This is a genomic window from Agromyces molybdatiresistens (assembly GCF_052748445.2).
Map to the genome: position 1 here is coordinate 3,601,351 of NZ_CM188258.1, position 13,358 is coordinate 3,614,708.

The 13,358-nt window shown below is 73.6% G+C and carries 13 protein-coding genes; 7 read left to right on the forward strand and 6 right to left on the reverse strand.

Annotation, left to right across the window (positions count from 1 at the left end; translation table 11 throughout):
• Positions 1-12: 12 nt before the first annotated feature.
• Entirely contained in the window at positions 13-849 is an 837-nt protein-coding gene (locus ACULK2_RS16690) for an SDR family NAD(P)-dependent oxidoreductase (RefSeq protein WP_445968013.1), read from the reverse strand.
• 68 nt (positions 850-917) lie between these two features.
• Between ACULK2_RS16690 and ACULK2_RS16695 the strand changes: the two genes are divergently transcribed.
• The 4 genes from ACULK2_RS16695 (at position 918) to ACULK2_RS16710 (ending at position 4,536) form a co-directional block, all read left to right on the forward strand.
• Positions 918-1,388, forward strand: coding sequence for a GNAT family N-acetyltransferase (locus ACULK2_RS16695; protein ID WP_445968012.1), 471 nt, complete (start codon positions 918-920; stop codon positions 1,386-1,388).
• Between the two features lie 127 nt (positions 1,389-1,515).
• A complete protein-coding gene (locus tag ACULK2_RS16700; RefSeq protein ID WP_445968011.1) occupies positions 1,516-2,394 on the forward strand; it encodes an ABC transporter ATP-binding protein in 879 nt (292 codons plus the stop codon).
• Positions 2,395-2,462: 68 nt separating this feature from the next.
• Entirely contained in the window at positions 2,463-3,488 is a 1,026-nt protein-coding gene (locus ACULK2_RS16705; protein WP_445968010.1) for an aliphatic sulfonate ABC transporter substrate-binding protein, read from the forward strand.
• Between the two features lie 34 nt (positions 3,489-3,522).
• On the forward strand, positions 3,523-4,536 hold the full coding sequence (locus ACULK2_RS16710; RefSeq protein WP_445968009.1) for an ABC transporter permease: 1,014 nt from the start codon (positions 3,523-3,525) through the stop codon (positions 4,534-4,536).
• 87 nt (positions 4,537-4,623) lie between these two features.
• Here ACULK2_RS16710 and ACULK2_RS16715 read toward each other — a convergent pair whose 3' ends face one another.
• The 4 genes from ACULK2_RS16715 to ACULK2_RS16730 all read right to left on the reverse strand — a co-directional run bounded on the left by ACULK2_RS16715 (position 4,624) and on the right by ACULK2_RS16730 (position 9,203).
• Positions 4,624-6,348 (reverse strand): DUF5671 domain-containing protein, encoded by a 1,725-nt coding sequence (locus tag ACULK2_RS16715; protein ID WP_445968008.1) that lies wholly within the window; start codon positions 6,346-6,348, stop codon positions 4,624-4,626.
• Positions 6,306-6,770: an LpqB family beta-propeller domain-containing protein gene (locus ACULK2_RS16720; RefSeq protein ID WP_445968007.1), complete on the reverse strand. Its 465-nt coding sequence runs from the start codon at positions 6,768-6,770 to the stop codon at positions 6,306-6,308. Before ACULK2_RS16720 ends, ACULK2_RS16715 begins: the two co-directional genes overlap by 43 nt.
• A gap of 151 nt (positions 6,771-6,921) precedes the next feature.
• A complete protein-coding gene (locus tag ACULK2_RS16725) occupies positions 6,922-8,493 on the reverse strand; it encodes a polysaccharide deacetylase family protein (protein WP_445968006.1) in 1,572 nt (523 codons plus the stop codon).
• Between the two features lie 119 nt (positions 8,494-8,612).
• A complete protein-coding gene (locus ACULK2_RS16730) occupies positions 8,613-9,203 on the reverse strand; it encodes a hypothetical protein (RefSeq protein WP_445968005.1) in 591 nt (196 codons plus the stop codon).
• Positions 9,204-9,538: 335 nt separating this feature from the next.
• Here ACULK2_RS16730 and ACULK2_RS16735 point away from each other — a divergent pair, with 335 nt between their 5' ends.
• Together ACULK2_RS16735 and ACULK2_RS16740 are read left to right on the forward strand one after the other, a co-directional pair.
• On the forward strand, positions 9,539-11,002 hold the full coding sequence (locus tag ACULK2_RS16735) for a DUF6421 family protein (RefSeq protein WP_445968004.1): 1,464 nt from the start codon (positions 9,539-9,541) through the stop codon (positions 11,000-11,002).
• A gap of 102 nt (positions 11,003-11,104) precedes the next feature.
• Positions 11,105-11,764, forward strand: a complete 660-nt coding sequence (locus tag ACULK2_RS16740) for an SDR family NAD(P)-dependent oxidoreductase (protein ID WP_445968003.1) — start codon at positions 11,105-11,107, stop codon at positions 11,762-11,764.
• Positions 11,765-11,778: 14 nt separating this feature from the next.
• Here ACULK2_RS16740 and ACULK2_RS16745 read toward each other — a convergent pair whose 3' ends face one another.
• A complete protein-coding gene (locus ACULK2_RS16745) occupies positions 11,779-12,267 on the reverse strand; it encodes a hypothetical protein (RefSeq protein WP_445968002.1) in 489 nt (162 codons plus the stop codon).
• Positions 12,268-12,489: 222 nt separating this feature from the next.
• Here ACULK2_RS16745 and ACULK2_RS16750 point away from each other — a divergent pair, with 222 nt between their 5' ends.
• The gene (locus tag ACULK2_RS16750) at positions 12,490-13,332 is read left to right on the forward strand and encodes a PIG-L deacetylase family protein (RefSeq protein ID WP_445968001.1); all 843 of its coding nucleotides are present in this window, start codon (positions 12,490-12,492) and stop codon (positions 13,330-13,332) included.
• The last annotated feature ends 26 nt before the right edge of the window (positions 13,333-13,358 follow it).

Here is a 13,358-nt window from a genome sequence, read left to right on the forward strand (position 1 = left end):
CGCGGCGAACGCTCAGTCGCGGCCGCGGAACCCCTCCATCGAGCGGTACACCCCGAACCCCTGCCCGACGACGCGGTCGAACACCCGGGTCGGCAGCAGACCGCGCAGGGCCCGCGACAGTCGCACGCTCCGGGGCAGTTCGACCAGGGCGCGGCCGTCGAGCATGGAGCGCCACACCCGGTCGACCACGTACTCGGGCTCGAGGATGGGCGCCAGCAACGGTCCGCGTGCGCCGCGGAACATGCCCGTGGCGATGTACGACGGCGTGACCGTCGTCACGGCGACGTGATGGTGCCCGGCCTGGCGGAGCTCGAGGCGCAGTGAGTCGCTCCACCCGTTGAGCGCGGCCTTCGACGCGGCGTACACCGCCATGCGCGGGTTGGCGAGCGTGCCGGCTGCGCTGCCGATGTTGACGATCCGCGCCGCGCGGCCGGAGCGGATCATCGCGGGCAGGAACTCGTGCGCGACGTACATCGGCGCGAGCGCGTTGACGAGCATCGTGGGCCGGACGTCGTCGCCCGCGTGGCTCTCCCAGAAGTAGCGGTTGCCGCGGACTATGCCGGCGTTGTTGATCAGGACGTCCGGGTCGCCCACCTCGCGCCGGACCTTGTGGGCGGCCTTCGCGATCCCGCCGGGCTCGGCGACGTCGACGACGTACGAGCGCACGCGCGTGCGCCCCCGCGCCTGCTGTCCGACCTCGTCGGCGGTGCGCGCGAGCGCCGAGGCGGCGCGATCCCAGAGCACGACGGATGCCGCGCCCTCTGCCACGGCACGCTCGGCGTACATGCGGCCCATGCCGCCTGCAGCACCGGTGATCAGGAGGTTCGCGCCCCGAACGGTTCTCGCCATGCGGATCATTCTGGCAACCCCGCGAGCCTCGCCGCACCGCCGGCGGGCGCGCGGGGCAGAATCCCCGTATGACCGAACCCGACGTGCGGCTCGTCCGGATGACCGATGACGAGGTGGCCGCCTGGCTCCCTGCGGCGATGGCCCACTACGAGCAGGCCCGGCTGGAGGCCGGCGACACCCCCGAGGAGGCGGCCGCGGGGCGCCGCGCGTCGGAGGAGCGCTTCTTCCCGGACGGCCGGCTCGTCGAGGGACAGCTGCTGCACGCGATCCGGGCCGGCGACGACGAAGCCGGATGGCTCTGGCTCGGGCCCTGGAACGAACGCGGCGAGCTCTGGTGGATCTGGGACCTCGAGGTCCATCCCGCCTTCCGCAGGCGCGGCATCGCCCGGCGCGCGATGCTGCTCGGCGAGGAGGTCGCGCGCGAGCACGGGGCGTCGCGGCTCATGCTGAACGTCTTCGGATACAACGACGGCGCGATCGCCCTCTACGAGGGGCTCGGCTACGAGGTCGCCTCGCTGCACATGGCCAAGCCGCTCTGAACCTCGCACCGGATCCCGTGTGACGCTCCGTGTCGCCCGGGTGTTACGTCGTGCTTCGCGCGCGCGACGGCGGAGAACGCGTTCCGGTTAGCGTCGAGCATCCGCCCGCCACCATCCGGAGCACGACATGACGACCGCACCCGCCGCACCCGCCGGAGCCGCCTCCGCCGGTGATGCGACCGCCGCGCCCGCGGCTCCGGTCGCGCTGCGCGACGTCGGGCGCGCGTTCACGGCGCCCGACGGCGGCACCCGCGACGTGCTGCGCGGCGTCGACCTCGACGTGGCCGCCGGCGAGATCGTCGCCATCCTCGGGCCGAGCGGATGCGGCAAGTCGACGTTGCTGCGGATCGTCGCGGGCCTCGACCACCCGTCCTCCGGCGAGGTCGCGATCGACGACGCCCCGGTGCGCCCGTACGACGTGCGCTGCGCGGTCGGCTTCCAGGAGCCGCGCCTGCTGCCGTGGCGGAGCATCGAGCGGAACGTCGCGCTCGGCCTGCCGCGCGGCACTGCGCGACGCGACGGGCGCGCGCAGGTCGCCCGCCTCCTCGAGCTCGTCGGCCTCGCCGAGTTCGCCGGGCACCGCCCGCACGAGGTCTCCGGCGGGATGGCGCAGCGCGCGTCGCTCGCCCGCGCCCTCGCGCGCAATCCCGAGGTGCTGCTGCTCGACGAGCCGTTCGGCGCGCTCGATGCGCTCACGCGCCTGAAGATGCAGGACCTCCTGCTCGACGTGCACGCGGCCGAGCCGACCACCGTGCTGCTCGTCACGCACGACGTCGACGAGGCCCTGCAGCTGGCCGACCGGATCGTGCTGCTCGGCACCGACGGCGACGCGCCGGGAGCCGGCATCCGCCAGACCGTCGTCGTGCCGGGCCACCGCCCGCGCGACCGCGGTTCGGCCGAGCTCGCCGAGCTCCGCGGCCGCCTGCTCGACGGCCTCGGCATCGACCGGCACGGTGCCGCACGCGGCATCCAGGCCACCACGACCATCCCCCACTACCCGTACTGACGGGCGGCGACGGCCCGACCACAGCTTCGCCGTCGACGCCGCACCATCCCACCCAGAAGGAGCCACCCGTGTCCCGCACCACCGTCTTCCGCACCGCGCTCGTCGCCGGCGCCGCCGCGACCGCCCTGCTGCTGTCCGGCTGCGTCGCCGGCGAGAACCAGCCCGCAGAGGCCGTCGCCGAGGGCGACTCGCTCGAGGGCCAGGCGCTGAACATCGACTTCGCGACCTACAACCCGCTGAGCCTCATCATCAAGGACCAGGGCTGGCTCGAGGACGAGGGCCTCGAGGTCACCTGGGTCCAGTCGGCCGGTTCGAACAAGGCCAACGAGGCGCTCCGCGCGGGCGCGATCGACGTCGGCTCGACGGCCGGCTCGGCCGCCCTCCTCGCACGCGCCAACGGCTCGCCCATCCGGACGATCGACATCTACTCGCAGCCCGAGTGGTCGGCGATCGTGGCCGGGCCGGGCAGCGAGATCGACGAGGTCGCCGACCTCGAGGGCAAGACCGTCGCGGCGACAAAGGGCACCGACCCGTACTTCTTCCTCCTGCAGACGCTCGAGGCCGAGGGCCTGACCCCCGACGACATCACGGTGGAGAACCTCCAGCACGCCGACGGCTGGGCCGCGCTCCAGAACGGCGCCGTCGACGCGTGGGCGGGTCTCGACCCGATCATGGCCGGCGCCGAAGAGGCGGGCGCGACGCTCATCTACCGCAACGTCGACTTCAACAGCTACGGCTTCCTGAACGCGACCGAGTCCTTCCTCGAGGAGAAGCCCGCGCTCGCGCAGCTCGTCGTCGACGCGTACGAGCGCGCCCGCGCGTGGGCCGCCGAGAACCCCGAGGAGACCGCTGCGATCCTCGCCGAGGTCGCCGGCCTCGACGAGGCCATCGCCTCGAAGGTGATCCTCGAGCGCTCGAACCTCGACGTCGACCCGGTCCCCGGCGACGCGCAGGTCGCGCTGCTCGAGAAGATCGGCCCGGTGTTCGTCGAGCTCGGCGACGTCGCCTCGCAGGACCAGGTCGACGAGGCCCTCTCGACCCTCATCGACGACTCGTTCGTCACGCAGGCGGACCCCGAGCGGTTCGCGAAGTAACCGGCGGCGCCGGTTCTCGAAGCAGGAGCAGACCATGACGACGGATGCCGCGAGGACGACGGACACGGAACGCTCGGGCCTGCCCGACGGGTCGGTCGGGTCGGCCTTCGCGGCACCCGTCGTGGTCGGCGGTCGCCCGGTGGCGACGGCGGATGCCACGGGGCCGGCCGGCGTCGACGCCCGGCCCGCGGGCGACGGGGACCGGCGCGCCGCGGCATCCGTCGCCCCTCGCCGCCGCGGCCGAGCGGGTGGGGGAGCCCAGCGGGCCGGGCGCGACGACCGGCGCCCGCTGACCTCGCGCCGCTGGTTCCGCATCGTCGGCGGCGCGCTCATCCCCCTCGCCCTGCTCGCCGCCTGGCAGCTCGTCTCGACCTCCGGCGCGGTGCCGGTCTCGCAGCTGCCGAGCCCCGAGATGGTGTGGCTCGCCGCGGTCGACCTCGCCGAGCGCGGGCTGCTCGGACTCTACGTCGCGATCTCGACGCAGCGCGTCTTCATCGGCTTCGCGTTCGGCGCGCTGTTCGGGCTCCTCGCGGGCGCGGTCGTCGGCCTCTCCCGGCTCGGCGACGTGCTGTTCTCGCCGACGCTCGGAGCGGTGCGCGCGGTGCCGTCGCTCGCCTGGGTGCCGCTGCTCATCCTCTGGTTCGGCATCGGCGAGGACTCCAAGGTGATCCTCATCGCCATCGGGGCGTTCTTCCCCGTCTACACGATCGTCGCCGCATCCCTCCGGCACGTCGACAAGCGCCTCCTCGAGGCCGGCCGCGCGTTCGGACTGCGCGGCCCGACGCTCTTCGCGACCGTGCAGCTGCCCGCCGTCGTGCCGTCGGTCATCGCGGCGCTGCGGCTCGCCCTCGCGCAGGCCTGGCTGTTCCTCGTCGCCGCCGAGCTCATCGCGTCGTCGATGGGCCTCGGCTTCCTGCTGAGCGATTCGGGCAACACGGGCCGCATCGACCGGATCTTCCTCGCGATCATCCTGCTCGCCGTGCTCGGCAAGCTGAGCGACGCGCTCGTCGGGCTGCTCGAGCGCTGGGCGGTGCGCCGCTGGGCGTGAGCCGGGCGGGCCGGGCGTGGGCCGCGCGGGCTGAGCGCGGCGGCGGTACGGTCGGCGCGACGGATGCCGCGGCATCCGTCCTCGGGCTCACTCGGCGAGCGGGACCGCCTCGACGCGGTCGCCGGGGCCGACGAGCACCAGCGCACGGCGCGCCACGACGCCGTCGAGCGCCGCGGCGACCGCTTCGGCCGTCGGCACGACCGCGGCCCCGGCCCCGGCGACGGGCTCGACCGCGGGCCGCCACACGATGACGCCCGCGCCGGTCGCCTCGGCGATCGCGCGCTCGATCGCGCGCGTGTCGCCCGCGGCGACGAGCACGACGCGATCGATGCGGCGCGTCGGCACCACCCCGGTCTCGGCGATCATGACCCGATCGCGGCGCCAGACCGCGAAGTGGTAGGCCGACACGAGCGCGGTCGCGACGAGCAGGCCGAGCGGCGCGCGGACGCGGTCGACCAACGTGGCGACGCTCGGCGGGTCGAGCACGAACTCGAAGACGCGGTAGCCGATCACGAGGAGCGTGATGACCGCGACGACCGCGCTCGCGCCGAAGACGGCGATCAGGTAGACGCGGCGGCCGACGTCGGCGGCGTCGGCGGGGTCGGGCCGTCGCAGCGGCCTCCAGTTCGCCCACCAGGTCGGCCCGCCGACCACGATCGCGGCGATGCCGCCGAGGAGCAGCGCGCGGTTGCCCGACGACGCGATCGGCGCGGCGAGCTCGGCGAGGAGCGCGTTCACGACGACGCCGATGCCGGACGCGGCCGCGACCAGGCCGAGGCCCGACATCACGAGCACGGCCGCGCGGCGCGTGCCGTCGGAGTGCGCCGCGGCGATGCGGGCGTGCACGAGCCACACGAGCGCGCCGACTCCGGCGGCGGCGACCGCCGTGCCGAGCGGCGCGACGATCGCACTCGGCGGCTCGCTCGGGTCGAACGCCAGGCGGAGACCGACGAACAGCGCCGTGCCGATGCCGCCGAGCATCGCCGCACCGCCGCCGAGCACGCCGACCACGACCAGCGCGACCGCCGCGAAGGCGGTGGGGATGCGACGCACGCCGTCGTGCACCCAGTGCCACCACCAGACCACCACGCCGACGACCGACCACGCCAGCGCGCTCAGCGCCGCCCGGGCCCACAGGTCGCGGCCGACGATGGGGGTCTCCAGGGCACCGCGGATCGCGGCGTCGAACACCGTACCAAGGGCGGTGACGGCTCCGCCCGCACCGACGATCAGGCCGTACGCGGCGCCGATCACGAGCGGCACCCCGCGTAGGCGCGTCGGACCCTTCACGGGGTGACCCAGCATCCATCGGTGCCAGAGCCAGACCAGGGCCCACACGAGACCCACGGCGAGTCCGGCGGGGTCCCACTCGCCGTCGACGAGGGTCGTGAGGCTCCCCGCGATCGCGGTGGTCGCGCTCACGAGCGCGACGGTGAGCATGGCGGCCAGGTACAGTCCCCACGCGACGGAGTCGCGCTCGGCCGGCTCCGCGAGGCGCCCCCACGAGGCCCACCACAGCAGCGCCGCGAGCGGTCCCCCGATGAGGGCGAAGGCGAGTTGCAGCGCGAGCTCGTCGGTGCCTCCGCCCGCGAGCGGTCGCCCGACGTCGATCACGCGCTCGAGCAGGCCGCTGACGCCGATCGCGGTGATCGTGACGAGCACGAAGAGCAGGACGAAGACGATGAGCCGGCGCACGGCGCCCTGCGCCGAACCGCCGGGTCGGGTGGGGACCGGTGGGACGGTCGCCGGTGCGGCACCCGGCGAGCCGCTCACGGCTTCACCGCCGTCGGGTCGCAGATGGTCAGCGGCCATGGCGCGTTCTCGATGCGCCAGTCGCCGTCGACGAGCACGAGGTCGAAGACGCCGCGTTCCTCGTACTCCGACGAGCCGAACGGTCCGTCTCCGTAGGTGGTGACGATGAGCACCTCGACGTCTGCGGTATCGTCGCGCTCGGTCGTGTCCACGAGCGTGACGCGGATGCCGGCGGGGTCGCCGAGCGTCATGCGGACGCAGTCGTCCGCGAGGTCCGGCACGAGGTACTCCATCGCCGCGGCCTCGTCCCCCTCGATGAGCGCCGACGAGTACTGCTGCACGACGCCCTCCGGCGTCGACTCGTCGAGTTGCTCGGGCTCCCCGCGCGTGAACACCACGACGAGCGCGACGATCACGAGCGCCGCGAGCACGGCGAGGATGACGATGAGCGTACGGTCGGGTCTCGAGCGCGGGGCGGCCATGCTCGTATCCTGCCGCGGCGCCCGCACCCCGCGGCGGACCGAAGGTCACGCGGGTCGATCGTGTCGGACGGCCCCCGGCGCCGTCCCGTGCGGCTCGTCGGCCCGTGCCCGCCCGCCGAACGGGGCACCTCGGAAGCGCTCGCCGAGGTCGTCAGCGCGGGCCGTGACTCACGAGCGCGCCGGCACCGGGGAGCGAGCCGGAGAACTGCCCGGTCACGCTCGCGAGCGCGAAGCCCCTCGCCCGGAGTCCGGCGATGATGGACGGCACCGCCTGGACCGTCGCCTCGTGCGTGTCGTGCATGAGGACGATGCTGCCGCGCGATGCGCCGCCCACCGCGCGCTCGATCACGACCTCGACGCCCGGGTCCTGCCAGTCGCGGGTGTCGACGTCCCACACGACGAAGGGCAGCCGGACGAGTTCGCGGACCTTCGCGTTCGACGCACCGTACGGCGGCCGAAGGCTCGTCGCCCGCACGCCGGTCGCCTGCTCGATCGCCTCCTGCGTCCGGCGCACCTCGTCGCGGACCTCGTCGTCCGTCAGTCTCGTGAGGTTCGGGTGCGCCCACGTGTGGTTGGCGACCTCGTGGCCGGCCGCTGCCGCCCGCACCGTGGGCTCGGGATTCCTCACCACCGACGCACCCTGGACGTAGAACGTCGCAGGCACGCGATCGCGGTCGAGGACATCGAGCAGGGCCGGGGTGAGCGAGCTCGGCCCGTCGTCGAACGTCAGCGAGACGCACGCGAGGAGGGCGCAGTCGACGGGGTCGGCCGCGGCCGGTCCCGTCGGCGGCGCGTACGCCGCACCCGAGACCGCCGCGTCGCGAACGCCCGTTCCCGTCTCGGAGAGGAACGGGGCGAGCAGGCGCCACGGCAGGTGTGCCGACACCGGCCGCGACCCCGTCCCGCCCGCGACCACGAGCGTCACGACCACGCCCGCGTCCCCGGCCGCCGAATCGGCGAGCGCCGCTCGAGCGGCCTCGCGAGACAGCCCGGCGAACGGGTCCTCGCCGGCGGCCATGCGTCCGGCGGATCGGAGCGCCTCGGCGACGAGGGAAAGCACTCTCGCCTCGGCCCCGTCGGCGTAGAGCGCGGCGCCGTCATGCGGCGCGCCGCCGGCGGCATCCGCGTACCAGACCTCGCGGACGACCTGCGTCGCCGCGCCGGCCGCCGCCCGGAGGACGACGATGCGTTCGGCGACGACGGTGCCGGAGGCCAGCACGATCGTGCAGTCGACGGTCAGCCGGGTCGGACTCGCGGAGAACGTGCTCCCGCCCGCGCACGGCGCGCTCGCGCCGCCCGCCACGAGGTCGACGCCGGGCGACCACGCGACACCGTGCTCGTCGGCGTACCCCCGCAGCGCCGCCGCGACGCGGGCGGTGAGCGCCTCGCCGAACGCGCTCGCGCCCGGGGGGATCGCCCATCGCGCGCTCGCGACGAACCCCTCGGTGCGCATCGCCGCGATCCGGGGAACGAGGGCGGAGACCCGGTCGGCGCCGAGCGCGACCGGGCCCGGGACCATGCGCGGACCGGGCAGCGCGCCCTCGACGCCCGGGGCGTGCGTCGGCGTCGCGGAGGGCGGTGCCGTGCCGGGGGTCACGGAGGAATCGGTCGTGGGGGCTCGGAGTGCGGAATCGCACCCCGCGAGGCCGAGCAGGAGGGTCGCCGCGGCGGCGATCGCGAACGCGCCCCGCGTCCGTCGGCGTCGCACCGTGGCCGCCCTCACCCGATCAGGTTACGCGCTGACGCCCGGCGCGCGACGGCGCACGGCCGGGCGCGACGCGAACGGGCGCGGCGGCCGATCCGACCTGCCGCGCCCGTCGTCGGTGCGCTGACGACCCGGGCTCATCGGCCGCTCCCCAGCGGGGAGAGGTCGTCGTCGCTCGCGGGCGACTCCGTCGCCGGAGCCCCGGAGTGCAGCTCGCGCATCGCGTCGGCGTGGGCGGTGAGCCGCTGACCCTGCATCGTCGCGGCGTTCGCCGATGAGGAGCGCATCGCCTCGGCGAGCTCGGAGAGCCGCGTGCCCTGCAGGTCGGCGCTGCTCGTCGCGGTCGCCTGCGAGTGCAGCTCGCGACGGGCCTCTGCGCTGAACGACGACGCCGCTGCCGGGACCGCGACCGAGTGCAGTTCGCGCAGCGCGTCGGTGCTGAACGGGACCGCGGCGCTCGGCCGCGTCGCCGAGTGCAGTTCGCGCAGCGCGTCGGCGCTGAACTCCGGCGCAGATGCGGCACGCTCCACGGCGGCCGAGATCGGTCCCTGCGCCACGGCGGGCGAGAGGTCGTCTCGGATGACGACGTGCCCCCGGGCAAGGCCCACGGCCGACGGGACGCGGTCCTCTCGGACCGGACCGCCCCATGCTGCGGACGCCGTTCCACCGCCGATCAGCAGTGCGAGCGACCCGGTGACGATCACCGTGGCCGCCGTCCTCTTGTTCATGGCTCCATTCCTTCCATCGATCGGGCCATCTGTCGGGATGACGATCACGCTACGAAGGCGACGACCGGCCCGGATCCGTGGGTCCCCGCGGATCGCCGCCCGGTTTTCCCGAGGTTTCCTCAGTACAAGGCGTCGCCGAGCCGCTCCGGATGGACGAATCGTGCGCGCCGATCACCGCAGGAAGTGCGCGCCGATCGGCTCGGGCACGCAACATTCCCGCGCCCGACCGCAATCAATCGCGGAGCCCTCGCCCGTAGCCTTGGAAGGCGCGCGGATCCGCCGCGCCACGCGACGCCGCTTCTGGCGGCCCGACCCACGAGGAACGGAGGTTTCCGATGTCACAGAGCAGTGTCCAGACGATCGTTGGCGAACCCGAGGTCCTCGAGGACGAGGCCCGCATCGAGATCACCCCCGAGCTCATCGCCCTCGCCGACGGCGTCGAGCACGACGCCGCCTGGCTCCGCCTCAAGGAGTCGGCCACGTCCCTGCAGTCCCTGCAGGTGAAGGACGGCTCGGTCCCCGAGGCGTCCGATCACCGCGAGGCATCCGACCTCGTCGACGCCATCGTCGAGTCGGTGGCCGCGCTCGCACCGCGCTTCCCGCACGAGGCCGCGTACCTCGATGCGCTGCAGGCCGACTTCCGGAAGTGGCAGGCCGAGGGGCTCGGCGTGCCCGACTTCCTCGACTCGCTCCTGGAGTTCCAGCCGCAGCTGCACCGCGTCGACGGCATCAGGCACCTCGTGGTGTTCCCGATGTACACGCAGAACGGCTCGTCCGATCGGCACGTCGAGGCGCTCGTGGTCGAGACGATCTGGCCCGAGTTCATCGCCGCCCTCGAGGCGGGCGACTACGGCAACAAGCTGTTCGTGAGCCTGCGGCTGGTCGACTTCACGCCCGGCTACGACACCAACTCGGCGGTGCTGTTCCCCGAGACCGTCGCGATGCGAGAGATCCCGCCGTTCACGTGGGGTGCGATCTTCCAGGACCGCGAGGCCGCCCGGTACCGCCGGGTCGTCCGCGCGGCATCCGAGATCACCAAGCTGGAGCTGCCCGATGACGCGGCGTCGCTGCTCGACGACCAGGAGCTCGCCGAGCGCACGTTCGTGATGTGGGACATCATCCACGACCGCACGCACATGCGCGGCGACCTGCCGTTCGACCCGTTCATGATCAAGCAGCGGATGCCGTTCTTCCTCTACTCGCTCGAGGAACTGCGCTGCGACCTCACCGCGTTCCGCGAGTCGGTGACGATCGAGCGCGGCCTCCGCGCACGGGTCGATCGCGGCGACGAGCTCGACGCGATCGACGAGCAACTGCTCGAGCACGCGAAGCTCGTGCAGTACGCCGTGATCTTCGACCGGATCTTCCGGTTCGCGATCACGGGGTCGCGGGTGCGCAACTACGACGGGCTCGGCGGCCAGCTGCTGTTCGCGTGGCTGCACCAGAAGCACGTGCTCGACTGGACCGACGTGAAGCTCACCTTCGACTGGGCCGCGGTGCCCGACGCCGTCGTCGAGCTCGGGGACGCGATCGACGAGCTCTACTGGAAGTCGATCGACCGGCCGAAGACCGCGCACTGGCTCGCCGCGTACGAGCTCGTGCGGGGCGTGCTCACGCCGAACCCGGCCTCGGTCTGGGCCGAGGGACTGCCGCGCGAGGTGCTCGCCGGGCCGCCGAAGGGCTACACCGACCTCGTGATGGACGACGAGTTCCCGCTCTCGATGTTCTTCGAGGCGCTCGACAAGAAGATGAAGCCGGTCATCGAGTCGACGGTGGGCATCACCGCCGCCGACGCCTGACGGGTCCCGATTCGGCCGCGGCCTCCTCGACCACCGTGCCCGGCGCCGGTGGTCGAGGAGCGCGCAGCGCGCGCACCGCGACGCATGAGAGGATCCCCTACCGTGAACACCCTGCAGGACAAGGTCATCGTCATCGCCGGCGCCACGAGCGCCTCGGGCCGCGCCGTCGCTCGCGCGCTCGTCGAGGGGGGCGCGACGGTGGTCGTCGTCGGCACCCACCAGGGCCGCCTCGACGAGCTCGAGGTCGAGATCCCGGGCGTCGTCGGCGAACGCGCCGACCTCACCGACGGCGACGACGTGCTCGAGCTCGCCATGCGCGTGCACGCGAAGGTCGGCGACATCGACGGCCTCGTGCACCTCGTGGGCGGATGGCGCGGCGGCGGCGGCATCCCCGGCCAGACCGAGGAGGACTACCGCCTGCTCGAGCGCTCGCTCACGTCGCTCCGCCATGCCAGCCGCGTGTTCTGGGACGACCTCGTCGCCTCGAGCGCCGGACGCGTCGCGATCGTCTCGTCGACGACCGTCGAGAAGCCGACCGCGGGCGGCGCGAACTACACGGCGATCAAGGCCGCCAGCGAGTCGTGGATGCGCTCGCTCGCCGACGGCTTCGCCAAGGCCGAGGCGCCGGCCGCGGCCGTGACGTTCCGCGTGAAGGCGCTCGCCGGTCTCGAGCAGCGGCTCGCCGACGAGGTGGTCGCCCTGTGGTCGACGGATGCCGCGGTGCCGGAGTTGAACGGGCGCATCACGACGCTGGCCGGCTGACGCCGGCTCCGCCCTCAGCGCGGGTCGGCGGCGTCGGCCGGGTGCGCGGGCCGGGGCACGGCCTCGACGCCGTCGAGGTCCGCCTCGGTGTCGAGATCGTCGGTGTCGAGATCGTCGGTGTCGAGGTCGTCGATGTCGAGATCGTCGGTGTCGAGGTCGTCGATGTCGCCGAAGCCGTCCGCCTCCTGGTCGCTCGCCGGCGCCGCGGCCGGCGCGAGGCGCGGCGCGAACGCCCGGATGGTGCCGGTGACCGCGACGGTCGCGAGCGAGATCACGACCGCGAGGATGCCCGCGGTGAGGACGGCACCGGCCACCACGACACGCGACTGCCCGCCGTAGACGTCGGCGGCCGTGGCATCCGGGCTGTTCAGGGCGGCGACGAGCGCGTCGTTCTCCGCGATCGTCATCCAGATGCCGAGCACGAGGACCGCGACGGACGCGAGGAGCGCGGCCGGCGGGATGACCAGTGCGGCGAGTGAGATGGAACGGCGGGGCGCGGGCATGGGGACCTCGGTTTCATGGGGGCGACGCGGCGCGTCGGTTCGGACTCGACCGACCTTACGGGCGATGCGTGTGCGTCGGCTATGGATCGCCGGTGAATCGTCGATGCCGTGCCGACGACCGGCGCCCGAGCGCGATTCGGGATTCGACGCGCGTGCGGGTAGCATTCCCGCGCACCCCCTGCAGCGCCGCTCCCCACGGCCACCCGAACGAGAGTCCCGCCCATGCGCAAGCGCACCGTCGCGCTCATCACCGTCTCCGCCGTCGTCGTCGCCTCGATCGGCGCCGCCTACTGGGCGGGTCGCGACCTGTTCCACGAGCCGACGGCCCGCGGCGTCGACTCGGTCGTCGGCGAGCTCGGCGGTGAGCGCGTGCTCGGCGTCTTCGCCCACCCCGACGACGAGCAGACGGTCAACGGCCTGTTCTGGCGCGCCGCGCAGGAGGGGGCCGAGACGGCGATGATCACCGCCACCCGCGGCGAGGCCGGGCACCAGGTGCCCGTGGTCGCGCGGCAGGAGGACCTCGGCACGGTCCGCGCGGCCGAGGCGCTGAGGAACAGCTTCAACCTCGGCGTCGACGAGCACGAGGTCTGGGACTACCCCGACGGCGGCCTTCCGGAGGAGGACGAGGACGAGCTCGTCGAGCGCGTCGCCGGCGTGATGCGCGAGTTCCGGCCCGACGTCGTGGTCGCCTTCTGGCCCGAGAGCGGCGCGACCGGGCACGCCGACCACATGGAGATGGGCCGCGTCACCGAACTCGCCATCGCCGAGCTCGAGGCCTCCGGAGGCTCGTACAGCGGGCCGGACCACCTCGTCTACACGATCAGCCCCGCGAAGGCGCTCACGACCTTCGGCGGCGAGACCGGCGCCTTCGTCGTCGCCAACCAGCCGAACCCGGAGTACGCGATGCCCGCCGAGGTCGGCAAGAAGTTCGAGGGGTGGCAGATCCACGCCTCGCAGCGCGACTTCATGCCCGCGTCGTACATCCTGCCGACCTGGCTCGTCTACGCGCTCTGGGACCACGAGTTCTACCACGTGCGCGATCTCGGGGCCGAGCCGCTCGCCTGACGTCCCGCACCCGATAGGGTGCATCC

Excerpts from the sequence above, each read along its gene's own strand:
- ACULK2_RS16730 (WP_445968005.1), bottom strand. The coding sequence starts at position 9,203 with ATGAACAAGAGGACGGCGGCCACGGTGATCGTCACCGGGTCGCTCGCA.
- ACULK2_RS16690 (WP_445968013.1), bottom strand. The coding sequence starts at position 849 with ATGGCGAGAACCGTTCGGGGCGCGAACCTCCTGATCACCGGTGCTGCA.
- ACULK2_RS16695 (WP_445968012.1), top strand. The coding sequence starts at position 918 with ATGACCGAACCCGACGTGCGGCTCGTCCGGATGACCGATGACGAGGTG.
- ACULK2_RS16750 (WP_445968001.1), top strand. The coding sequence starts at position 12,490 with ATGCGCAAGCGCACCGTCGCGCTCATCACCGTCTCCGCCGTCGTCGTC.
- ACULK2_RS16735 (WP_445968004.1), top strand. The coding sequence starts at position 9,539 with ATGTCACAGAGCAGTGTCCAGACGATCGTTGGCGAACCCGAGGTCCTC.
- ACULK2_RS16710 (WP_445968009.1), top strand. The coding sequence starts at position 3,523 with ATGACGACGGATGCCGCGAGGACGACGGACACGGAACGCTCGGGCCTG.
- ACULK2_RS16745 (WP_445968002.1), bottom strand. The coding sequence starts at position 12,267 with ATGCCCGCGCCCCGCCGTTCCATCTCACTCGCCGCACTGGTCATCCCG.
- ACULK2_RS16700 (WP_445968011.1), top strand. The coding sequence starts at position 1,516 with ATGACGACCGCACCCGCCGCACCCGCCGGAGCCGCCTCCGCCGGTGAT.
- ACULK2_RS16720 (WP_445968007.1), bottom strand. The coding sequence starts at position 6,770 with ATGGCCGCCCCGCGCTCGAGACCCGACCGTACGCTCATCGTCATCCTC.
- ACULK2_RS16715 (WP_445968008.1), bottom strand. The coding sequence starts at position 6,348 with ATGGCCGCTGACCATCTGCGACCCGACGGCGGTGAAGCCGTGAGCGGC.